This is a genomic window from Bradyrhizobium sp. 482_C4_N1_8, assembly GCF_052075965.1.
GTDB classification, from domain to species: Bacteria; Pseudomonadota; Alphaproteobacteria; order Rhizobiales; family Xanthobacteraceae; genus Bradyrhizobium; species Bradyrhizobium barranii.
Genome location: NZ_CP197231.1, coordinates 7,384,570 through 7,403,808 on the forward strand (window position 1 = coordinate 7,384,570; position 19,239 = coordinate 7,403,808).

Annotated in this window: 21 protein-coding genes; 8 read left to right on the top strand and 13 right to left on the bottom strand. The window is 63.8% G+C overall.

Features of this window, described 5'->3' with window-relative positions; genetic code table 11:
* Positions 1-21: 21 nt before the first annotated feature.
* From AB7Z56_RS35010 to AB7Z56_RS35025, 4 genes are all read right to left on the bottom strand, one after another.
* Positions 22-645, bottom strand: a complete 624-nt coding sequence (locus AB7Z56_RS35010; protein ID WP_231144341.1) for a flavin reductase family protein — start codon at positions 643-645, stop codon at positions 22-24.
* A gap of 83 nt (positions 646-728) precedes the next feature.
* On the bottom strand, positions 729-1,328 hold the full coding sequence (locus AB7Z56_RS35015) for a TetR/AcrR family transcriptional regulator (protein WP_063985197.1): 600 nt from the start codon (positions 1,326-1,328) through the stop codon (positions 729-731).
* A 33-nt stretch (positions 1,329-1,361) separates the two neighbouring features.
* Positions 1,362-4,499, bottom strand: coding sequence for an efflux RND transporter permease subunit (locus tag AB7Z56_RS35020; protein ID WP_063985198.1), 3,138 nt, complete (start codon positions 4,497-4,499; stop codon positions 1,362-1,364).
* A gap of 176 nt (positions 4,500-4,675) precedes the next feature.
* The gene (locus tag AB7Z56_RS35025; protein ID WP_028148596.1) at positions 4,676-5,782 is read right to left on the bottom strand and encodes an efflux RND transporter periplasmic adaptor subunit; all 1,107 of its coding nucleotides are present in this window, start codon (positions 5,780-5,782) and stop codon (positions 4,676-4,678) included.
* Between the two features lie 179 nt (positions 5,783-5,961).
* Here AB7Z56_RS35025 and AB7Z56_RS35030 point away from each other — a divergent pair, with 179 nt between their 5' ends.
* On the top strand, positions 5,962-6,183 hold the full coding sequence (locus tag AB7Z56_RS35030) for an antitoxin MazE family protein (RefSeq protein ID WP_063985199.1): 222 nt from the start codon (positions 5,962-5,964) through the stop codon (positions 6,181-6,183).
* Positions 6,180-6,533 carry a type II toxin-antitoxin system PemK/MazF family toxin gene (locus AB7Z56_RS35035; protein ID WP_063985200.1) on the top strand — a complete coding sequence of 118 codons (354 nt, stop codon included), beginning with the start codon at positions 6,180-6,182 and terminating at the stop codon, positions 6,531-6,533. The genes AB7Z56_RS35030 and AB7Z56_RS35035 overlap by 4 nt, the downstream gene beginning before the upstream one ends.
* A 101-nt stretch (positions 6,534-6,634) precedes the next feature.
* Here AB7Z56_RS35035 and AB7Z56_RS35040 read toward each other — a convergent pair whose 3' ends face one another.
* Entirely contained in the window at positions 6,635-7,966 is a 1,332-nt protein-coding gene (locus tag AB7Z56_RS35040; RefSeq protein ID WP_063985201.1) for an MFS transporter, read from the bottom strand.
* A gap of 80 nt (positions 7,967-8,046) precedes the next feature.
* Between AB7Z56_RS35040 and AB7Z56_RS35045 the strand changes: the two genes are divergently transcribed.
* Positions 8,047-8,475, top strand: a complete 429-nt coding sequence (locus AB7Z56_RS35045) for a ribosomal maturation YjgA family protein (protein WP_063985202.1) — start codon at positions 8,047-8,049, stop codon at positions 8,473-8,475.
* Positions 8,476-8,599: 124 nt separating this feature from the next.
* Here AB7Z56_RS35045 and AB7Z56_RS35050 read toward each other — a convergent pair whose 3' ends face one another.
* From AB7Z56_RS35050 to AB7Z56_RS35060, 3 genes are all read right to left on the bottom strand, one after another.
* Positions 8,600-9,763 carry a winged helix-turn-helix domain-containing protein gene (locus AB7Z56_RS35050; RefSeq protein ID WP_441256748.1) on the bottom strand — a complete coding sequence of 388 codons (1,164 nt, stop codon included), beginning with the start codon at positions 9,761-9,763 and terminating at the stop codon, positions 8,600-8,602.
* A 233-nt stretch (positions 9,764-9,996) separates the two neighbouring features.
* On the bottom strand, positions 9,997-10,242 hold the full coding sequence (locus AB7Z56_RS35055) for a hypothetical protein (RefSeq protein WP_063985204.1): 246 nt from the start codon (positions 10,240-10,242) through the stop codon (positions 9,997-9,999).
* A gap of 251 nt (positions 10,243-10,493) precedes the next feature.
* Positions 10,494-11,906, bottom strand: coding sequence for a caspase family protein (locus tag AB7Z56_RS35060; protein ID WP_063986640.1), 1,413 nt, complete (start codon positions 11,904-11,906; stop codon positions 10,494-10,496).
* A gap of 461 nt (positions 11,907-12,367) precedes the next feature.
* Here AB7Z56_RS35060 and AB7Z56_RS35065 point away from each other — a divergent pair, with 461 nt between their 5' ends.
* The gene (locus tag AB7Z56_RS35065; RefSeq protein ID WP_063985205.1) at positions 12,368-13,009 is read left to right on the top strand and encodes an OmpA family protein; all 642 of its coding nucleotides are present in this window, start codon (positions 12,368-12,370) and stop codon (positions 13,007-13,009) included.
* A gap of 85 nt (positions 13,010-13,094) precedes the next feature.
* On the opposite strand, the gene AB7Z56_RS35070 is transcribed toward AB7Z56_RS35065, so the two are convergent.
* Positions 13,095-14,525 carry a phospholipid carrier-dependent glycosyltransferase gene (locus AB7Z56_RS35070; RefSeq protein ID WP_187387798.1) on the bottom strand — a complete coding sequence of 477 codons (1,431 nt, stop codon included), beginning with the start codon at positions 14,523-14,525 and terminating at the stop codon, positions 13,095-13,097.
* Positions 14,526-14,576: 51 nt separating this feature from the next.
* On the opposite strand from AB7Z56_RS35070, the gene AB7Z56_RS35075 reads away from it, so the two are divergent.
* Positions 14,577-15,278, top strand: a complete 702-nt coding sequence (locus tag AB7Z56_RS35075) for a FecR family protein (RefSeq protein ID WP_063985207.1) — start codon at positions 14,577-14,579, stop codon at positions 15,276-15,278.
* Positions 15,279-15,280: 2 nt separating this feature from the next.
* Positions 15,281-16,438 carry a hypothetical protein gene (locus AB7Z56_RS35080; protein WP_063986641.1) on the top strand — a complete coding sequence of 386 codons (1,158 nt, stop codon included), beginning with the start codon at positions 15,281-15,283 and terminating at the stop codon, positions 16,436-16,438.
* Between the two features lie 155 nt (positions 16,439-16,593).
* Here the strand turns inward: AB7Z56_RS35080 and AB7Z56_RS35085 are convergent, their stop codons facing one another.
* The 3 genes from AB7Z56_RS35085 to AB7Z56_RS35095 all read right to left on the bottom strand — a co-directional run bounded on the left by AB7Z56_RS35085 (position 16,594) and on the right by AB7Z56_RS35095 (position 18,198).
* Positions 16,594-17,082: a VOC family protein gene (locus AB7Z56_RS35085; protein ID WP_063985208.1), complete on the bottom strand. Its 489-nt coding sequence runs from the start codon at positions 17,080-17,082 to the stop codon at positions 16,594-16,596.
* A 43-nt stretch (positions 17,083-17,125) separates the two neighbouring features.
* Complete coding sequence (locus AB7Z56_RS35090; protein ID WP_014497472.1) at positions 17,126-17,554, bottom strand: VOC family protein; 429 nt, start codon at positions 17,552-17,554, stop codon at positions 17,126-17,128.
* 131 nt (positions 17,555-17,685) lie between these two features.
* Complete coding sequence (locus AB7Z56_RS35095) at positions 17,686-18,198, bottom strand: cupin domain-containing protein (protein WP_028148584.1); 513 nt, start codon at positions 18,196-18,198, stop codon at positions 17,686-17,688.
* Positions 18,199-18,326: 128 nt separating this feature from the next.
* On the opposite strand from AB7Z56_RS35095, the gene AB7Z56_RS35100 reads away from it, so the two are divergent.
* Complete coding sequence (locus AB7Z56_RS35100) at positions 18,327-18,545, top strand: CsbD family protein (RefSeq protein WP_028148583.1); 219 nt, start codon at positions 18,327-18,329, stop codon at positions 18,543-18,545.
* Positions 18,546-18,709: 164 nt separating this feature from the next.
* Here the strand turns inward: AB7Z56_RS35100 and AB7Z56_RS35105 are convergent, their stop codons facing one another.
* Positions 18,710-19,120: an FKBP-type peptidyl-prolyl cis-trans isomerase gene (locus AB7Z56_RS35105; RefSeq protein WP_234678579.1), complete on the bottom strand. Its 411-nt coding sequence runs from the start codon at positions 19,118-19,120 to the stop codon at positions 18,710-18,712.
* Between AB7Z56_RS35105 and AB7Z56_RS35110 the strand changes: the two genes are divergently transcribed.
* Positions 19,056-19,208 (top strand): hypothetical protein, encoded by a 153-nt coding sequence (locus tag AB7Z56_RS35110; protein WP_224517873.1) that lies wholly within the window; start codon positions 19,056-19,058, stop codon positions 19,206-19,208. The genes AB7Z56_RS35105 and AB7Z56_RS35110 overlap by 65 nt on opposite strands.
* Positions 19,209-19,239 lie beyond the last annotated feature (31 nt).

The window sequence follows — 19,239 nt, forward strand, 5'->3', positions numbered from 1 at the left end:
AGTGGCTTAACCTGGATCAGATCAGTCCGGCCGCACCATCTCGAACATGTTTTCCGGCTTGATCTCGAAATAGTCGCCGCGACGGCCGGCGCGGACGATGGGGTGGGCGGCGGCGGTCTGGTAGACGCCGTCCTTGATCATGGCCTTGTCGATATGGACGGCGACGACCTCGCCCAGCGTCAGCCAGGCGTCGGCCTCCTTGCCGTCGGCGCCCTTGAGGCGGACGATGTCAGACACCTTGCACTCGAAGGCAACCGGGCTCTCGGCCACGCGCGGCACGTTGACGAGCTTGCCGGGGACGGCGGTCAGCCCTGCGAGCTTGAACTCGTCGACCTCGGGGCCGACATGCGCGGCGGTCGCGTTCATGTGCTTGGCGAGATCCATGGTCGTCAGATTCCAGACGAACTCCCGGGTCTGCTCCATGTTCGAGACCGTGTCCTTCCAGTTGGTGGAGGAGAAGCCGATGATCGGCGGCACGTAGCAAAAGGCGTTGAAAAAGCTGTAGGGCGCGAGGTTGACGTGGCCCTTGGTGTCGCGGGAGGAGATCCAGCCGATCGGCCGCGGCGCGATGATGGCGTTGAAGGGATCGTGCTTGAGGCCGTGGCCCTTGGAGGGCTCGTAGAAGTAGAGGTCTTTGTCGGTCACGCGCTGCTTCCTTTTCGTCATTGCCCGCCATCCACCCGTTAAGGGCGGCGCTAAGCAGTTTATAGGGGAAATTCCAGCGCCCGTCAGTGGCGCGGGGACAGACCGGCGATGACGAAATCGATCATCTGGTCGATGGTCGGGCCCGGCTTGGTGGCGCACTGGGCGATCATCTGGGGGTGGAAGAAGCGCATCATCGCGGTGCAGGCGCACATCGAGGCCAGTTGCAGGTCCGGCGCCTCGAACTCGCCGGACGCGGTACCCTGCGCGATCACCTGGCCGATGACGCCAGCAATGCACTCCATATGGGCGACGCAGACGTCCCAGTCCTCCTGCATCGCGATCTCGACCATCTCATGCAGCTTGTTATCACCGACATAGCGCTCGGTGTTCATGCGGTGGATGGTGGTGAGCAGCTCGCGGAAGCGCGGGAGCACCGGACCAGGCCTCGCCACGATCCGCTGCGCTTCGATCTCGACCTCGCCCATCAAGGCCCGCGCCACCGACTGGTGGATCGCCTTCTTCGATTCGAAGAAGCGATAGACATTGGCGGGGCTCATCCTGAGCTCCTTGGCGATGTCCCCGACCGTGGTCTTCTGGTAACCGATCTGGCGGAACAGCCGCTCAGCCACCTCGAGGATACGATCCCGGGTGTCGCCTTCGATATGTTCCGCAACCAGTGTCATGTGTCAGGACTCGTCCATCAGCAGTCTTCTCATTTATTCAGCCGCTTCAGCAAGCGGAATTGCGTGCTGGTCATCGCTCCCATGCTGCGGCGCGGCAGGCTGCTCGGGGGTGCCCGCCTCGTCCAGGCTCTTCCTGAACCACAGGGCGTAGAGGCCCGGCAGGTACAGCAGCGTCAGGAAGGTCGCGACGAACAGGCCTCCCATGATCGTGATCGCCATCGGGCCCCAGAAGGCCGAGCGCGACAACGGGATCATGGCCAGGATCGCGGCGAGCGCCGTCAGCACCACCGGCCGGGCGCGGCGGACGGTTGCCTCCACGATCGCCTCGCGGCGGGTCAGGCCGTGGGAAACGTCGGTCTCGATCTGGTCGACCAGGATGACGGTGTTGCGCATGATCATGCCGGCGAGCGCGATCAGGCCGAGCAGCGCCACGAAGCCGAACGGGGCATTGGCGACGTTGAGGCCGAACGAGGCACCGACGATGCCGAGCGGCGCGGTGAGGAACACCAGGATCAGGCGCGAGAAGCTCTGCAGCTGGAACATCAGCAGCGTCAGCATCACCATGACCATCAACGGGAAGAGGATGAAGATCGAGGCGTTGCCCTTGGCGGATTCCTCGAACGCCCCACCCGGCTCGATGCGGTAGGCCGGCTCGAGATTGTCCTTGATCGCCTTCAGCTTCGGCGTGATCTGGCTCGTGACGTCGGGCGCCTGCACGCCGTCGACGACGTCGGAGCGCACGGTGATCGCCATGTCGCGGTTACGCCGCCACATGATCGGCTCCTCATGGGCATACTCGATCTTGGCGATCTGCTGGAGCGGCACGGCGACGCCGTTCTTCGAGGTGATGGTCAGATCGCCGACGCCGCCGAGATCGAGACGTTCGGACGGGACCGCACGAGCAACCACGGCCACCTTCTCGATGCCGTCGCGTATGGTCGTGACCTGCGCGCCCGAGATCAGCATCGACAGCGCCTGCGAGACGTCCTGCGGGGTCAGGCCCATGGCGCGGGCACGATCCTGGTCGACGACGAGCTTGAGGTAGGGCGACTGCTCGTTCCAGTCGAGCTGGACGTCCTTGACGCTCTTGTTCTGCCGCATGACGTCGCGGACCTGATAGGCGATCTCGCGCACCTTGTTAGCGTCGGGGCCGATCACGCGGAACTGGACGGGGAAGCCGACCGGCGGACCGAAGTTGAAGCGGTCGACGCGCACGCGCGCCTCGGTCAGCATGCCCTCCGCAGCCGCGTTCTCGATCTTGGCCTTGATGCGCTCGCGCGCCTCGACGCCCTTGGCGACGATGACGATCTCGGCAAAGGCCTCGTTCGGAAGCTGCGGATTGAGGCCGAGCCAGAAGCGCGGCGAGCCCTGGCCGACATAGGACGTATAGGTCTCGATGTCCTTGTCGTCCTTGAGCAGCGTCTCGGCCTTCTTCACCGCCTTCTCGGTGACGTTGAAGGCGGTGCCCTCGGGCAGGCGGAGCTGGAGGAACAGCTCGGGCCGCTCCGACAGCGGGAAAAACTGCTGCTGGACATGGCCGAAGCCGACGATCGAGGCGATGAAGACGCCGACGGTCGCGGCCACCACGGTGATGCGGTGGTTGACGCACCATTGCACGATGGCGCGCAGGCCGCGGTACATGCGGGTCTCGTAGACCGCGTGCGGATCGTGATTGTGGTGCACCTTGATGTTGGGCAGCAACATGACGCCGATATAGGGCGTGAAGATCACCGCCACGAACCAGGACGCGACCAGCGCGATCGCCACGATCCAGAAGATGCTGCCGGCATATTCGCCGACCGCGGAATTGGCAAAGCCGATGGGGAGGAAGCCAGCGGCCGTGACCAGCGTTCCCGTGAGCATCGGAAACGCAGTGGATTCCCAGGCAAAGGAGGCCGCGCGGAAACGGTCCCAGCCCTGCTCCATCTTCACCACCATCATCTCGACCGCGATGATCGCGTCATCCACCAGCAGGCCGAGCGCGATGATCAGCGCGCCGAGCGTGATGCGGTGCAGATCGAGCGACATCGTGTTCATGACGACGAAGACGATGCCGAGCACCAGCGGCACCGACAGCGCGACCACGATGCCGGTGCGCCAGCCGAGCGCCAGGAACGACACGAACAGCACGATGACGAGCGCTTCCATGAAGGAGTGCACGAACTCGCCGACGGCGTGCTCGACCACCTTGGGCTGGTCGGCGATGAGCTTGACGTCGATGCCTTGCGGCACCGCCTTCATGAACTCGGCGGTGGCCTTCTCGACCTCCTTGCCGAGATCGAGGATGTTGGCGCCCTTGGCGGTGACGACACCGATACCGATCGCGGCCTTGCCTTCCTGGCGCACGATGAAGCTCGGCGGGTCGACATAGCCGTGGGTGACGGTGGCGATATCACCCAAACGGAACACGCGGCCGTTGCTCTCGACCGGCGTCTCGGCGACGGCCTTGGCGCCATCGAGCGCGCCGGTAACGCGCAGCGGCACGCGCTGCGACGAGGTCTCGACCGTGCCGGCGGGCACGACGTTGTTCTGCTTGGCGAGCGAATCGAACAGGGCCTGCGGCGTGATGCCGAGGGTGGCGAGCTTGGCGTGCGAGAATTCGACGAAGATGCGCTCGTCCTGGTTGCCGTAGACGTCGACCTTGGTCACACCAGGCACCTTCAACAGGCGCTGGCGGAAGCCTTCCGAGACCTTCTTGAGCTGGGCATAGTCGGCGCCGTCGCCGGTCATCATGTAGAGGATGGAATCGACGTCGGAGAACTCGTCGTTGACGACGGGTCCCAGAATGCCCGAAGGCAACTGGCCCTGCACGTCGGCGAGCTTCTTGCGCAAGAGATAGAAGAGATACGGCACGTCCTTTGGCGGCGTGGAATCGCGGAAGGTCACCTGGAGCGCGGTGAAGGCCGGCTTGGAATAGGTCTGCACCTTCTCGAAATAGGGCAGCTCCTGGATCTTCTTCTCGATGGGGTCGGCGACCTGCGTCTGCATCTCCTGCGCAGTCGCGCCCGGCCAGATCACGGAGACGTTGACCACCTTCACCGTGAAGAACGGATCCTCGGCTCGCCCGAGCTTCTGATAGGAGAAGAAGCCGGCGACGCCGAGTATGATCATCAAGAACAGGACCAGCGTCGGATGGCTGACGGCCCAGGCCGAAAGGTTGAAGCGCTTCATCGCACTCTCCAAAGATGGTCCAATTGCAAAAAAACCACAGCCACTCTGTTCAAACCGTCGTCGCGAGGCAGCGAAGCAATCCAGGGGGCTGGGCAGGTTCTGGATCGCTTCGCCGCTTCAGCCCCGGCATTTGCGCTTGGGCCGAAACTCACCTCACACGACGTGACTCGTAAACTCTAGAAAGACAGCGACGAGACGATCCGCACCCGCTGGCTCGGATCGAGCTTCTGCACGCCGAGCGCCACGATCTTGGCGCCCTCTTCGACACCGCTGGTGATGATGACGTCGTTGCTCTCGTAGGACTTCACCACGACCGGCTTGAGCGTGACGGCGCCATTGTCGTCGACGACGTAGAAGGAGGGCTTGCCGCCTTCGTTGAACAGCGCCGACAGCGGCAGCCGCGCGACGCGCTCGGTCGCGGCATCCGACAGCGTCAGCGTCGCGGTCATGCCGAGCGAAACCTTGTCGTCGGCCTCAGGCAGCGAGAATTTTGCTAGATAGGTGCGCGTCGACGGATCGGCCGTCGGCGCGATCTCGCGCAGCTTGGCCGCATATTTCTTGTCCGGCTCCGACCAAAGAGTGACGCTGGCGGCGCCCGACTTGGCACGTCCAACCAGCGTCTCAGGGATCGCGACGACCGCTTCCTTCTCGGCAAAGCGGGCGACACGGATCGAAGTCTGGCCTGCGGCAACCACCTGGCCGGGCTCGATCAGCGTTGCGGTGACGACGCCACGGGCGTCGGCGTTGAGCGTCGCGTAGGAAAGAGAATTCTTGGTCAGCTCGACTGAGCGCACGGCTCGGTCCAGACGCGCGCGGGCCTCATCGGCGGCGGCGCGGCTCGAATCCATCGCCGCATCCGTAGTCCAGCCCTTGGCCTTCAGATCCTTGGCGCGCTGCTCGGCCGCGGCGGCCTGGGCCAGCACGCCGGTCGCAGCGGTCTGCTCGGCGACGGACTGTTCAGCCTGGAGCTTCAGATCGACCTCGTCGAGGGTCGCGAGCGGCTGGCCGATTTCGACGGTCTGGCCGACCTCGACCAGGCGCTTGGCAACCTTGCCGGCCACGCGGAAACCGAGATCGCTCTCGATCCGGGGCCTGACGGTGCCGACAAAGCTGCGCTCCGGCGTCTCGGCATCATAATGGGCGGTCGCGACCAGAACCGGCCGTGGCGGCTCGGCCTTTTCAGCGACGGTGTCATTGCACCCGGCCAGCGCGGCGGCCATCAGGGCCAGCGACACACCCGCCAAGAGCTTGGAATAGCTGGACAAAACTGACCGAACGAACATCGGAGGACACTCCCGCGACTGCAATGAGAGGAATGTCGACTAATCACTGATAAAAGTCAATAATCGTCAGTCATCAGGAAAGCGTGATCGTTAAGGGGCGGTAAGGATTGGTGAGCCTTGTGCCGCTAGCAACGCGCACCATTTCTTGATAGGGTTACATGTAACCAACGGAAATACATATGAGCCCTTCAAAGCCCAAGCCGTCTCGTATGAAGGTGCAGGCCCACCGCGATCGATTGCGTGCACAAGGCCTGCGGCCGATCCAGATCTGGGTGCCGGATATCCGCTCGCCCTCCTTCCAATCGGAAGCCCATCGCCAATCGCTTGCGGTCGCAACGAGCTCACATGAATCCGAAGACCAAGGCTTCATTGATGCCGTATCCGATTGGACCGATGAATGAAGCGAGGTGAGGTCTGGACGGTGGCAGGCGGCAAGGACTATGCGGGCAAGCCGCGCCCCGTCGTCATCGTGCAGGACGACAGCTTTGACGCGACGAACTCCATCACTGTCTGCGCCTTCACGACCGACGAAACCGAGGCGCCACTTTTCCGGCTCAAGGTCGAGCCGAACGACGGCAACGGCCTTCGAGCTCCGTCTCGACTTATGGTCGACAAGATTACTACAGTGCCAAAAGCCAAGGTAGGAACGTTAGTGGGACGCCTAGACGATGACGACCTGCTGCGTCTCAATCGCGCTATTCTGGTGTTTCTCGGACTGGCTGGTTCGCAGAGAAGCGCCAGTGCAGATTAGCCCGGATGGAGCGCAGCTCAATCCGCGGCCTGCAGGCTGTAGCTCGAGCGCTCCCGGATTTCGCTTCGCTCCATCCGGGCTACGCAGTGGTGGGTGCAGCTCTAACGCCCCTGCCCGGCGAACTCGTGCTTGCTCTCGTGGCCGCCGACAAACACTAGGATGCCGGCGATCAGGGGCAGGACGGCCAGCACCAGCAAGCCGGTCGAGGTCTGGCCGGTGGCTTCCTTGACCCAGCCGATCAGGTAGGGACCGCCGAAGCCGGCGAGGTTGCCGATCGAGTTGATCAGCGCGATGGCGCCGGCCGCCGCCGTGCCGGAGAGCCAGGCGGTCGGCAGGGTCCAGAACACGCCGAAGCAGCAGAACACGCCGATCGCCGCGACGGTGAGCACCACCATCGTCATGGTGGGATCGGTGAGATAGGAGGAGACGGCCAGCGCGACGGCGGTGAGCAGCAGCGGCGCGCCGACATGCATCACGCGCTCGCGCGTCGCATCGGAATGCCGCGCCCACAGGATCATGGCGATGGTGCCGAACAGATACGGGATCGCGGTGACGAAGCCGGTCTGGGCGTTGGTGAGGCCGAACGCCTTGACGATCTGCGGCAGCCAGAACTGCATGCCATAGAGCGCGCCGACGAAGCCGAAATAGACGAGGCTCAGCATGATCACCTTCGGCGACGACAGCGCCTCGCCGAGCGACAGATGCTTCACCGCCTGCTTGGCCGCGATTTCCGAATCGAGCCTGGACTTGAGCCAGGCCTTCTGATCGGCCGAGAGCCAGTCCGCCTTCTCCGGCCTGTCGGTGAGATAGAACCAGGTGACGATGCCCAGCAGCACCGAGGGGATGCCTTCGATGATGAACAACCACTGCCAGCCCTTCAGCCCCATCGCGCCGTCGAGCCCGAGCAGCAGGCCCGAGACCGGCGCGCCGATCACGGTGGAGACCGGGACAGCGATGGCGAAGGCGGCGAGGAAGCGGGCGCGATACTCGGCCGGGTACCAGTAGGTGAGATAGAGGATGATGCCGGGGAAGAAGCCGGCCTCGGCGACGCCGAGCAGGAAGCGCAGCACGTAGAAGCTCGTCACGCCGCTGACCAGCGCCATCAGCGCCGAGATGATGCCCCAGGTCACCATGATGCGGGCGATCCAGCGGCTCGCGCCGAATTTTTCCAGCGCCAGGTTGCTCGGCACCTCGAAAATGAAATAGCCGATGAAGAAGATGCCGGCGCCCCAGGAGAAGATCAGCGGCGTGAACTTCAGCTCCGCGTTCATGGTCAGCGCGGCGAAGCCGAGATTGACGCGGTCGAGATAGGAGAAGAAGTAGGCCAGCACCAGGAACGGAATCAGGCGCCAGGAGATGGCACGGATCGTCGAGGTCTCGATTTCCGACTTGGCTGAGCCGGCGGAACCGGCATAGGTCGTGGTCTGGCTCAAGGCTTCCCCCCGGGGTTGTTGCTCTTATGGGCTGATCCGGGGTTTTCAGCATCGCTGCGAAAGAGTCAATGGAGCAAGCAATGCACGGGGCGCAGCCGGATAAACCTGTTGCGCTGCGACGGAGGTCGCTGACCCGCGCCGCCCTTGCGCTGGTCGTGATCGCCTGCGGGCTGTCCTTGCGCTGGTACGGCTTTCCGCTTGGGCTTCCCGCCTTCGTGGTGAAATATGGCGGCTCGCTGCTATGGGCGACGATGGTGTTTCTGCTAGTCGGGGTTTTGCTGCCGGGGATGTCGCGGAGCCGACTTGCAGCCATCGCCGTGGCGATCGCGATCGCCGTCGAGTTCTCCCGGCTGGTGCATGCGCCCTGGCTCGATGCGTTTCGGCTCACCACCGCGGGCGCGCTGCTGTTAGGACGGATCTTCTCGCTGTGGAATCTGGTGGCCTATGCGGTCGGGATTGCGTTCGGCGTTTGGATTGATGGTCTTGTAGGGTGGGCAAAGGCGCGTTAGCGCCGTGCCCACCGTTCTCCTTCGCGGACCACGATGGTGGGCACGCTTCCGCCTTCGCTCTTCGAGCTACGGCGGACAAGTCGCTTTGCCCACCCTACGGGACCGACGCCGTGGCGAGCGCCCCTCACTCTGTCAATTGAAACCGCTCGAAGCGATCGAGCTCCTCCTCGATCACGCGCTTCAGCTCCTTGCGCCCCGCCGTCTTCTTCCCCTGCCCGACCCAGGTCCATTTCTGCATCAACAGCTTCTTCGCCTGACGGTCGGTCTTGAGGTCAAGCGCCGCGACGATCTCATCGCCCACCAGCACGGGCAACGCGAAATAGCCGAGCTTGCGCTTGGCCTTCGGCACATAGGCTTCGAACAGGTGGTTGTAGCCGAAGAACAGATTGGTGCGCTTGCGCTGGATGATCAGGGGATCGAACGGCGAGAGGATGTGAACGAGATCGGGCGAAGCGCCCTCACCCGGCTCCAGCGCCGCAGGCGCGGCCCAATGCTCCTGCTTGCCGGCGCCCTCGATCGCAACGGGCACGAGCTCACCGCGGCGGATGCGTGAGGCGACCAGCTGAGCGATCGCCTTCTTGCTCGGCGCATCGAGGTGGCAGATCGAATCCAGACTGACCAAGCCCTGCGACCGCAGCGCGCGGTCGAGCAGATAGGCCGTGATGTCTCTCGCCGACGCCGGCTTCGGCAGCTTGTCCCAGCCGAAGTGCCGCGTCATCAGCTCATAGGTCTTGAGCATGCCCTGGCGCGCGCTGACGGTCGCGACGCCGGTGTAGAAGGCGAGCTGCAAAGCCCGCTTCGAGGGCTTTCGGCTCTGCCAGAGATGCTCCTTCTCGGTGAGCACGTCGTCCTCGATGTCGCGGATCGTCAGCGGACCGGCGCGCAGGAGCCGCATCACCTTGCGCGTATCGGCCGGCTTGACCGAGGCGTACCATTTGTGCCCCTCGCGCCAGTGCTCGCGCATCGCCGGCAGGAAGAAGCGAAAATCGTTCGCCGGCACATAGGACAGCGCATGGGTCCAGTATTCGAACACGCTCCTGTCGACGCTCTGGGCCTGGCGCAGATCGGCACGCCGGTAGGACGGAATGCGGCTGAACAGGATGTGGTGGTGGCTGCGCTCGATGACGTTGATGGTGTCGATCTGCACATAACCGAGATGGTCGATCGCATCCGCCACCGCGCGCGCGCCCTCCCCGAACGGCGCGCGCTCGTCCAGCCGCTGGGCATGCAGCCAGATCTGCCGGGCCTGTGTCGTGGGGATCGGAAAGGGTTTGGGCGCGCGTGACATTGCAGGAGGCAATGTAGCCGGATTCGCGCCAGGAAAAAGAGAGACGCCAAAGAAGCTTTCTCAAGAAAAAGCCGCGCTGCCAACTGCTGACAGCGCGGCCGAACCGTGCGCGCCTCGCGCCTCACTTCATCGACATGGCCTTCTGCGCCTTCATGTAATGCGTGCAGGCGCTCTTCATCTTGCCGTTGCTCATAACGGTGTTGGCCATGGCTGCGCTGCGAGGGTGAAAGGCCTCAATTGCCGTTCTTTTGCACCTTGGGCCGGTCACCGAGGCTGCCGGTGGCAACGTCAGGCTCGCAGGACGCTTTGCCACGCACCTCCGCCTGGCAGCGATAGACGCTGCCGGTGAGGCGGTCGACCAGCCACATGTTCTCGTCGTTCGGACCGTCGAGGCCGACATAACGGCTGCTCAGCCCGGTGATCAGCGTGGACAGCAGGATCGCCACCGCGATCATCGCCGCACCGACATAGATGGGCATTGAGCTCAGAAAGACTGTCCGATCCGGCGGCCCGCCACGATAGAACTGGTAATCACTCGGCCTGGGCACTGGACTGAACTCGGCTCCGTTCCTCGGCGGTTATTGGACGCGGAGTCCTGCTAGGCGCCCAACTGGCCGAATTCTTGTTCGCACGCAGGCCATCACGCGACGGCTTTGCGACGATCGGTGAGCAAGGGTTTCCGGAACAAATTGGCGGCCCGAGCCGGGCCGCCTGTTGCTTGCCTGCCGGCTCAGCGGCGGCCGAACAACCCGCCCATCATACCGCCGAACAGACCGCCGGGGCCGCCTGGCGGACCGGCACCGCCACCGCCGTAATGGCGCCGGCCGCCACCGCCGGAGGACCGGCGACGCGCCGGCTCGTCGTCTGCCTGTTCGGAGGAGGCCGCGCGGGTCGAGACAATCTCCGACAGCAGGGCCTTGTGCTGGAGCTTGTTAAGGTAACCAGTCGCAGGATAGACACGGGCAGCCTGCCACCGCCTCATCACGGAACGGGTCTCATCATCGAACTTGCCCGTCGCCTTGACGTCGAAGCCGAGCCCGGTGAGGCGGCGCTGCACGTCGCGGCGCTGGTTCTTGTCCAGGCCGATCTGGTCTTCAGACACCTGGTTGGCTTCTTCCGTAAAGGTCGCGGGATCGATCCCGGCCGAGAGGTTGCGGGTGGTGATGGATGGACCATCCTGCAACGCCGCGATGCGGGCGAGCGCGATCGATTTGAACGTGCCGTTGGGATAGCTGGTGAGATAGGCGTTGAGCTCCTCGACCTTGTTGGAGTCCCTGATCGAGCGCCAGAACTCGAGCTCGACGTCGGAGCCTTGCTTGCTCGCGGCCAACACCGGTGCGTTCGACGGATCGGTCGTGGCCGCAGCCGGCACGCCGACCGGATTGAGATAGACGTTGCCCGTGAGGTTGGTGTGCCCCCAGGGCAATTGCCCCTTGCTGGTCTCGTCACTGACCTGGGCACGGACCTTGGTCATCGCCTGCTGGATCTCGATCCCGGGCTGGGCAATGTTGGCGACGAGCGCGCGGGTGAACGGGCTGTTGGTGCCGGCTTCGCCGTCGAGCGCGGTCTGGCCGGGGCCGGTGGCAAAGGCAATCAGCGTACCCTCGCCCGACTTCATCTCGGCAAGACCGGTCTGGACGTTGACGGAGCGGGTGGCCTTGGCCGAGCGGATCTTTGCCGCGAACGGATTGTCGCGGCAGGCGTCCAGGAACACGAGCTTCACCTTCGCGTCAGACATGGTCTGATCGAGCGTGAGGTCGACATTGATCGCCGCGCCCAGCTTGACGTCCATCTCGGATTTCAGGTCTGCGTCGACCGGCAACAGGTAGTTGACGCCGTTCACGGCAATCCCGTGGCCGGCATAGAAGAACACAGCGACGTCGGCGCCTTCGCTCTTCTTGCCGAACTCCAGAAGCTTCGCGGTCATGGCATCGCGGGTGAGGTTGGCGCCCTCGACGACGTCGAAGCCGACATTGCGCAGCACCCTGGCCATCGCCTTGGAATCGATCGCGGGGTTGGGAAGCTGCGGGACATTCTTGTAGGCGGCGTTGCCGACCACGAAGGCGACGCGCTTGTCCGCGAAGGCCGCGTTGCCGCTGACGAGAAATACTGCGATTGAAATTGCTGCGATCAAGAAGCGCATGATCATTCTCCCCTGATCCAAACTTCCTCGCTGCTCTCGGTTCGGCCTGAGCCGATCCGATGAGAGCAATCTGATCCAGTTCACAACGACGCACTGTGATCTGGATCACTCGGGGATTTCTGCTGCTCGAACCGAGCTGAGAGTCGCTGCGACGGTCGCTTTTCGGGCTGCTGACGCAGCGGGCAATACGGCTGGTGACGAACAATGGCCGAAAGATTGTACCTGCTCGGGCTGCGAGTCCAGCCGGTTCAGCTGTCGATGCCGAATGAGACGGCGGTTCTTCCCGGTGGCAGGGCACCGCCGCTGGCCCGACATGCCATGGATGCCGATCGGCGCCGGCGCTAGGATGCACGGGTCATTTCGGTCGTCTGGAATGTGACCCGCATCACATCGAGGCTGTTGAACCTTCCCTACGCTCGCAACATCAAATCGCCATCAGGCGTAACAGCGAGGATGCGACAATGACCCGTTTTGATAAGTTTTTTGGATTGAAGGCGATTACCCTCACGGCCGCGCTGTCGATGACGGCCGGCCTGGCTTTCGCCGGGGATAACGTCTCTGCTAACCAGATTCTGGATGCGCTGAAGCCGAAGCCGGCAACCCGCGGCCTGTCCGTCGGTCCGCAGGCCGATCCGACCGCGCAGGCCAAGGAAGCGACGTTCCTGAACACGGTGCGCAACCGCTCGACCCGGTCGCTCTCGATGGGCGAGCGCGAGCAGATCGCCGAGCTCGCCGCCACCAAGCCGAAGATCGATCTGGAGATCCAGTTCGACTACAACTCGGCCGACATCGCCAAGACGTCGGTGCCGTCGGTGCAGGCGCTCGGCAAGGCGCTGTCCGATCCGTCGCTGAAGGGCTCGACCTTCGTGGTCGCCGGCCACACCGATGCGATCGGCGGCGAGGAGTACAATCAAGGCCTCTCCGAACGGCGCGCCGACACCATCAAGAAGTACCTGGTGCAGAACTATGGTCTCAACGGCACAGAGCTCGTCACCGTCGGCTATGGCAAGACCAAGCTGAAGGACACCGCCAACGGCGCCGACCCGATCAACCGCCGCGTCCAGGTCGTCAACATGGAAGCCAAGACGACGGCGTCCAAGTAGATTGTCCAAGTAAACTGTCCAAGTGAACTTCAAATCATCGCCGCGTGAAATACGCCGCCTGCCCCGATCGTGACAGGCGGCGATTTCATATCCAGCTCTGGAACAGCATCAACCGGTTGAACGTCTGCATGGACGTGCCGATGAAGGCCGCCGAGATCGGCAGCATCACCGCAAAGCCGATCGCCGCGACCCCGACATAGGCCCACAGCAGCCAGCGCGGCAGCCCCTCTCGTCGCAGCACATAGACCAGCGCAAGCGACGCCACGGTTGCGGCCGGCAGATAATAGTAGAGGAAGCCGAGCGTGCGCGGCAGCAAGGCCCAGGCGAGCCAGGAGCCGAAATAGAACGTCGCGATCAGGAACGCATCCCAGCGGCGAGCGACGATGAAGTCGCGCAACACGACGGCGAGCGCGAGCAGCGCCGGCCACGCGACCAGCGGATTGCCGAGGAAGACGATCGCGGAGACATTGTTCTCCGAGGTCTTGTCGAATAGGAACCACACCGGGCGCGCGAGCAGCGGCCAGGATGGCCACGCGCTCATATAGGTATGGCCGGCGATCGCGGTCGTGGTGTTGTCGGCGAATATCCGGCGCTGCGCCTCGATCAGATCCGGCAGCGACGCTCCGTAGAGCGGCACGAAAGCGGCAAGATATGTCAGCGCCGGCAGCACGGCGAAACAGAGCGCGACATGCTGCACCCGAAAACCGGGCCAGAGATCGGGCCGATACCAGTCGCTCGGCTTCGCGTCGGCAAACAGTGTGTGCCAGCCCTGCATCAGGCGGATCACCGCAACCATCACGATGCAGATGCCGAGCGGAAACAGGCCGCTCCATTTGCAAGTCGCGGCGAGGCCAAACAAGGCGCCAGCGAGCGCGAACAACGCATGCGGGCGCTCTCTTCGAAAGCCGTGCATGAAGGCGGCAATCGCGAGCAGGCCGAATCCGAGCGCGTAAATGTCCAGCATGGCGATGCGCGCCTGCACGTAAAGCATCTGGTTGAAGCCCGCGATCGCCGCGGCGGCGATCGCGGGCCCTTGCGCGGAGAACAGCGCGAGCCCGCACAGATAGATCGCGACGATCGCGAGCGCACCGAACAAGGTCGACGGATAGCGCCAGCCCAGCGCATTGTCGCCGAAGGCGGCGATCGATGCCGCCATCAGCTCCTTGGCCAGCGGCGGATGCATCGGATTGAGCATCGGTTGCGACATCGTGGGTGTCAGCATCTGCCGTGCCGCCGGCACGTAATGCACCTCGTCGAAGACGAACTTCTCCGGCGCCGTCAGGCCGATCAGCAGCGCGAGATGCGCGACCAGGAAAATCGCGACAGCGATCACTGCGCTCTGCGACACCTTCGGAACCGAGGGCAATTCGAACGGCTGCTGTGGGGCTATTTTGCGTGGCAAATCTGCTTCACCGCGGAGAAAAACAAAGACGGCACTTTTCATTGAACGCATTCTGCCGCAACTGTCACTAAGCATAACGCACGTCCAGCGCCGCTTGTGATAATTTCGCCACATCAGAAGCGCGCGCGATCCGGTACGATCAGGGACATATCGATCGGTTGCGAAATGAATTTGCGTTTCTGGCTTTTCCCCACTCTGTTGTCGGCACTCGTCTGCGCGGCGCCTTGCGCGCAGGCACAGACGCGCGTCGGCGAAGCCGTCGTGATCCAGAACGACGTGGTGCGCGTGGCCACGACCACGACGCCGATCAGTGTCGGCGACAGCATGCTGCGCGACGAGACTGTGCGCACCGGCGCCGATAGCGCTGCGCGCTTCGTCATGGCCGACAGCACCAATCTGTCGCTCGGCCCTAGCGCCACGCTGAAGCTCGACCGCACCGTCTTCAACGACGAGCACAGCTATCGCGACGTCGCGATCCGCATGACCACAGGCGCATTCCGTTTCGTCACCGGACATTCGGAAAAGACCGCCTACAAGATCACGACACCGCTCGCGACCATCGGCGTGCGCGGCACCACGCTCGACATCCTCTCCCAGCGCGGCCGCTCCGTCGTCGTGCTCCAGGACGGAGCCGCCAGCGTCTGCACGACGAGCTCCCAGTGCGTGCAGCTCACCCAGCCCGGCGACACTGCAATCATCACCTCGGCCGGCGGCAAGGTTAGCATCACCAAGACCAACACGCCGCCCTGGACCTTTGCCGCCAACTGCGCCGCAAGCGCCGGGCTGTGCTCGGTCAACCAGTATGCGGACGCCTCGCCGACCATCACGCCTGCCGTCCACGACGACGGCATGCTGTGCGGGCGGTGATGATGGCGAAACTCGACGTCAAGCGCTTCGTCCTCGCCGCCGCGCTGACCGCAACCGCTGCGTTTGCGTTCTTCGCGTTCAATGCGCGACCGGCGGCAGCGCAGGCGTCTTGCGAGTCCGGATGCGGTGGGCCGACGCCCTCTCCGTCGCCGACCTATTCACCGTCGCCGTCGCCGACACCCACACCGACCCCCTCCCCTTCGCCAAGCCCCTATCCGTCGTCCTCGCCGAGCCCGTATCCACCGCCTCCACCTTCGGGCCCGACCGGCGCGGACTCCAGCGGCAATTCGATCGGCGGCCTCGCCAACCAGCGCTTCAACCAGATGATCACCAACCGGGTGCTCGGCACGGTGCTGCTCGGCGTCAACGAGCAGGTCAATTGCAGCGACTGCATCAGCGCATTCGGCTCCGCCGGCTCGTTCTCGGCCGGCATCCACGGCCGCAAGGAGCTCACCAACAACCTGTCGCTGCTCGCCGGCATCGCCTACACGCAATACAGCGAGGGCGGCTACAATATCACCAGCGCGCCGATCGGCGCCTTCGCTCTGCGCTATGACTTCACCGACTGGGGCTCGTCGCGCCCGTTCTTCGACGTCGGCACCATCCTGACGCCGTGGGAGAAGGCGCGCTACACCCGCAACTACAACACCAGCCTCGGGCCGGTGAGCGTCACGGGCTCGACCAACGCGTCGAACTACGCCGTCTATGGCCGTGCCGGCTGGATGAGCCGCGTGTCCCCGCGCGACGAATTCGCGGCCTCGATCGAAGTCTGGCAGCTCTGGCAGCGCGTCTCCGGCTATTCGGACAGCGCCGTGGCGTTCAATCCGTTCGACGCCTCCATTGCGACCGGCACCGACCGCACCAGCCTGGTCAAGATCGGCGGCCAGTGGACGCACCTCTTCGGCAGCAACATCGAGGCCAATGTCAATGGCGGCTGGGTGCAGTCCTTCGCCAGCCATGGCGGCATCGTCGCCACCGTGACCGGCGACGGCCTGGTGGTGCCGACGATGGGCAACCAGGGTTGGTTCGAATATGGCGGCCGCCTCGGCTTCCGCGTGCAGAAGGGCTGGATCGTGGACCTGTTCGCCAACGGCACGCTGGGCCCGCAGCCGGTGGGGAACACCATCCATGGCGGCGTGGGGCTAAGGATCAATTACTAGGGCGGGATCTCGCCCCAAATTCCGCTGTCATGCCCCGGCTTGACCGGGGCATCCAGTACGCCGCGGCCTATCGATTGACCACTAGCGTCTCGGAGTACTGGATCGCCCGATCAAGTCGGGCGATGACAGTCAATATGTGGCCAGAGCATGCCACGTCACGCTGCCGACTTGCCCTCGAACGCCCGCCGGAGCACTTCCACATCGAGCTTCACCATCGTCATCATGGCTTGCATCGCGCGCGCAGCCGCGGCCTTGTCGGGGCTCGACAGGAATTCGAACATCACCTTCGGCACCACCTGCCAGGATACGCCCCAGCGATCGCTGATCCAGCCGCACTGCTGCTCCTTGCCGCCATGAGCAAGGAACGCGCTCCAGACGCTGTCGACCTGAGCCTGGTCGTCGCAATGGATCATCAGGGAGATTGCGTGGGTATATTCCACCTTCATGCCGCCGTTGAGCGCGACCAGGGGCTGCCCGGCCACCGTGAACTCGACGACGAGCACGGAGCCGGTCTTGCCGGACGGGCCGTCCGAAACGTTGCGCTGGACGTGCGTGATTTCCGAGTTCGGAACGAGCGACACGTAGAACTTCGCGGCTTCCTCGGCATCGCCGTTGAACCACATGCAGGGCACGAGCTTGGACATCGTGAATGCTCCTCTTGAGATGGTCGATGTTCGTTGGCTTCGGTCAGGCGTTCGCCATGTCGGACTGCGCGGCGAAGGCTGCCATGTCCATCCAGTTCACGCCCCACATATGACCGTCCGGATCCTCGAAGCTGCGGCCGTACATAAAGCTGTATTCGTCCTTCGGGCTTGGATCGGCCACACCGCCCGCGGCCTCGGCCTTGCCGACGACGTCATCGACCTCGTCGCGGCTGTCGGCCGACAGGCAGAGCAGCACCTGGTTCGAGGTCTTGGCATCCGCGATCGGCTTCGGCGTGAACTTGCGGAATTTGTCGTGGGTCAGGAGCATGGCGAAGATGGTCTCGGAGAAGACCATGCAGCTCGCCGTCTCGTCGCTGAATTGCGGGTTCCTGACCGCTCCGACCGCCTCGTAAAAGGCCGTCGCGCGCTTGAGGTCGGTCACCGGCAGATTGACGAAGATCATTTTGGGCATCGGAGGCTCCTTGGGCGGGGTTCTGCCCAAGGACGGATGGCCCGACGGCCATCCGACACGGCTTCCGAATATTTTTTGAAGGCTGTGCCCTGCGTGGTTCTGTCGCACAGAACCAGCAGGCTTTCAGGCCCTTACTTCTTCTCGTTGGGATCCCGGTGCACGGGGTCGATCCACAGCACGGTCTCGGGCTTCTCGACCGGCTCGATGTCGAGGTTGATCGCGACCGCCTCGCCGTCGCTGCGCACCAGCACGCATTCCAGCACCTCGTCCCGGCTGGCGTTGATCTCCTGATGCGGCACGTAAGGCGGGACGAAGATGAAATCGCCGGGGCCGGCCTCCGCCGTGAATTGCAAGCTCTCGCCCCAGCGCATCCGCGCCTTGCCCTTCACCACGTAGATGACGCTTTCGAGATGGCCGTGGTGATGCGCACCGGTCTTGGCGTCCGGCTTGATGCTGACCGTGCCCGCCCACAATTTCTGCGCGCCGACGCGTGCGAAATTGATCGCGGCCGCGCGGTCCATGCCCGCCGTCGACGGCACGTTGGTATCGAGCTGATTGCCGGGAATGACGCGCACACCGTCATGTTTCCAGCGATCGTCATGATCGTGGTCATGGTGGGAATGCGTGTGGTCATGGCCGGTCATGGGACTTGCTTTCTGTTGGTTCCGTGCGCGGCAAGCTAACCAAAGCGGGCCTATCAAGCCATACCCAAAATCGGAACTCTCGTAGTCGGCAGGCGTTGTTTTCGCGAGCCAACTGGAAGGAGAGTTTCATGGGTAGCACGAGCGACAAGATCAAGGGCACCGCCAACGAGGCCATTGGCAAAGCCAAGCAGGGCATCGGTGAAGCCACCGGTTCCGATCGCCTGAAGGGCGAAGGCGTGGTCCAGGAAGTGAAGGGCAAGGGCCAGCAGGCCATGGGCGACGCCAAGGACGCCGCGAAGGAAGCAATCGATCGCGCCGCAGCCGCGGCAAAGCGCGCGGCGGAGTGACGCGCGTCAATCTGAAAGCGAAAAGACCGGCCGTGAGGCCGGTCTTTTTGTTTTGCGCTGATCTCTATCCGTCATGGCCGGGCCTGTCCCGGCCATCCACGTCTTGGCTGCACGAAGGAAAGAACGTGGATGCCCGGGACAAGCCCGGGCATGACGAAGCAGGCTCACTTCACCGCGAGCAATTCCACGTCGAACATCAAAGTCGCGTTCGGCGGGATCACGCCGCCGGCGCCGCGGGCGCCGTAGCCGAGTTGCGGCGGGATGATCAGCGTACGCTTGCCGCCGACCTTCATCGTGGCAACGCCCTCGTCCCAGCCGGCGATGACGCGGCCCTTGCCGATCGGAAACTCGAACGGCTCGTTCCGGTCGACCGACGAGTCGAATTTCTTACCCTTCTGGCCGTTCTCGTAGAGCCAGCCGGTGTAGTGCATCACGCAGATCTGGCCGGGTTTCGGCGAGGCACCGGTGCCGACGACGCTATCAATGGTCTGCAAGCCTGAAGCTGTTGTCATGGGTTTTCCTGCGGTCTGGGCCGAGGCCGTGGTGGAAACGAATGTCGACACGCTGCCGATCACGGTGATCGCGAGTGCCGACATGATGGCGAGGAGCGCGCGCTGGAAACGCTGCATAAGAGACCTTCCGTTTGAGGCGGAAGGTGTCTAGCGCAACGAAGCAATCGTTTCCAGCCCTCGGC

What these genes read in the sequence shown, in the direction of transcription:
- AB7Z56_RS35090 (WP_014497472.1), bottom strand. Translation starts at nt 17,554, where the DNA reads ATGCCCAAAATGATCTTCGTCAATCTGCCGGTGACCGACCTCAAGCGC.
- AB7Z56_RS35065 (WP_063985205.1), top strand. Translation starts at nt 12,368, where the DNA reads ATGACCCGTTTTGATAAGTTTTTTGGATTGAAGGCGATTACCCTCACG.
- AB7Z56_RS35055 (WP_063985204.1), bottom strand. Translation starts at nt 10,242, where the DNA reads ATGCCCATCTATGTCGGTGCGGCGATGATCGCGGTGGCGATCCTGCTG.
- AB7Z56_RS35015 (WP_063985197.1), bottom strand. Translation starts at nt 1,328, where the DNA reads ATGACACTGGTTGCGGAACATATCGAAGGCGACACCCGGGATCGTATC.
- AB7Z56_RS35075 (WP_063985207.1), top strand. Translation starts at nt 14,577, where the DNA reads ATGAATTTGCGTTTCTGGCTTTTCCCCACTCTGTTGTCGGCACTCGTC.
- AB7Z56_RS35045 (WP_063985202.1), top strand. Translation starts at nt 8,047, where the DNA reads ATGCACGGGGCGCAGCCGGATAAACCTGTTGCGCTGCGACGGAGGTCG.
- AB7Z56_RS35070 (WP_187387798.1), bottom strand. Translation starts at nt 14,525, where the DNA reads ATGTGGCGAAATTATCACAAGCGGCGCTGGACGTGCGTTATGCTTAGT.
- AB7Z56_RS35020 (WP_063985198.1), bottom strand. Translation starts at nt 4,499, where the DNA reads ATGAAGCGCTTCAACCTTTCGGCCTGGGCCGTCAGCCATCCGACGCTG.
- AB7Z56_RS35060 (WP_063986640.1), bottom strand. Translation starts at nt 11,906, where the DNA reads ATGCGCTTCTTGATCGCAGCAATTTCAATCGCAGTATTTCTCGTCAGC.
- AB7Z56_RS35025 (WP_028148596.1), bottom strand. Translation starts at nt 5,782, where the DNA reads ATGTTCGTTCGGTCAGTTTTGTCCAGCTATTCCAAGCTCTTGGCGGGT.
- AB7Z56_RS35095 (WP_028148584.1), bottom strand. Translation starts at nt 18,198, where the DNA reads ATGACCGGCCATGACCACACGCATTCCCACCATGACCACGATCATGAC.
- AB7Z56_RS35100 (WP_028148583.1), top strand. Translation starts at nt 18,327, where the DNA reads ATGGGTAGCACGAGCGACAAGATCAAGGGCACCGCCAACGAGGCCATT.
- AB7Z56_RS35030 (WP_063985199.1), top strand. Translation starts at nt 5,962, where the DNA reads ATGAGCCCTTCAAAGCCCAAGCCGTCTCGTATGAAGGTGCAGGCCCAC.
- AB7Z56_RS35085 (WP_063985208.1), bottom strand. Translation starts at nt 17,082, where the DNA reads ATGTCCAAGCTCGTGCCCTGCATGTGGTTCAACGGCGATGCCGAGGAA.
- AB7Z56_RS35035 (WP_063985200.1), top strand. Translation starts at nt 6,180, where the DNA reads ATGAAGCGAGGTGAGGTCTGGACGGTGGCAGGCGGCAAGGACTATGCG.
- AB7Z56_RS35050 (WP_441256748.1), bottom strand. Translation starts at nt 9,763, where the DNA reads ATGTCACGCGCGCCCAAACCCTTTCCGATCCCCACGACACAGGCCCGG.
- AB7Z56_RS35110 (WP_224517873.1), top strand. Translation starts at nt 19,056, where the DNA reads ATGGGTTTTCCTGCGGTCTGGGCCGAGGCCGTGGTGGAAACGAATGTC.
- AB7Z56_RS35080 (WP_063986641.1), top strand. Translation starts at nt 15,281, where the DNA reads ATGGCGAAACTCGACGTCAAGCGCTTCGTCCTCGCCGCCGCGCTGACC.